Genomic DNA, 840 nt, shown 5'->3' with positions numbered 1-840 from the left:
TTTATTGCCTTTCTTGCGGTATTAATGATGTTGCTTTGGCTTGATAACGCAGTAACCCATGTTGTGGGGGTTTATAACGCCAGCTTTAATTTGCAAGGGCTTAACTTTAGCGAGTTCTTAGTGCTGCTAGGATTAGCAGTTAGCCTAGGTTTGTTTGGCTCGTTTTTATCGGTTAAACGCTACATTGATGCTATAGAACCAAACGAAGTTTAGCTTTGTTTGGTCTGTCGCAAAGAATCTTTCTATTTAAAATTGTTTATATTTCATGAGATTAGTTTTTTCTTACGAGTTTCATGGAACTTTAACTTGAATTCCTGCTCAAAACCTGTAAATTCAGATTAGCACTCTAGTTAAGAGAGTGCTAAAATTGAGAAAGTTTGTTACTCCACCTGAGGTGAAATATGACAAAAGAGATGAATGCCCTAACACTTAGTATGCCGCAAAATGCAGGTAGCATCGAAAGCTATCTACAAGCTGTAAGCACTATTCCTATGCTAAGTGCGGATGAGGAAAAGGCATTGGCAGAGAAGCTACAGGACAGTGGCGACCTTAATGCAGCAAGAGCGTTAATCATGTCACACCTTAGATTTGTTGCACATATCGCGAAGAGCTATTCGGGTTATGGTTTACCGCAGGCAGATCTTATTCAGGAAGGAAACGTTGGCCTGATGAAGGCAGTAAAACGTTTTGACCCAACTGTAGGTGTACGCTTAGTATCATTTGCTGTTCACTGGATTAAAGCAGAAATTCATGAGTATGTGCTAAAAAATTGGCGCATCGTTAAAGTTGCAACAACCAAAGCGCAACGTAAATTATTCTTCAATCTGCGTAAAAACAAAA

At 39.3% G+C, this 840-nt stretch carries 1 protein-coding gene and 1 pseudogene; both read left to right on the top strand.

Annotated elements, in window-relative coordinates; all coding sequences use genetic code 11:
- Window positions 1–213: pseudogene (locus ON073_RS20410) on the top strand (permease-like cell division protein FtsX); the annotation flags it as partial.
- A 188-nt stretch (window positions 214–401) separates the two neighbouring features.
- Window positions 402–840, top strand: a 439-nt coding sequence (locus ON073_RS20405; protein WP_274763699.1) for an RNA polymerase factor sigma-32, incomplete at its 3' end; no start/stop codon positions are given.

Source organism: Pseudoalteromonas sp. G4 (assembly GCF_028875915.1).
Taxonomy (GTDB): Bacteria; Pseudomonadota; Gammaproteobacteria; order Enterobacterales; family Alteromonadaceae; genus Pseudoalteromonas.
The sequence above is the reverse complement of the archived record's forward strand: the minus strand, read 5'-3'. Positions and strand labels throughout refer to the sequence as shown.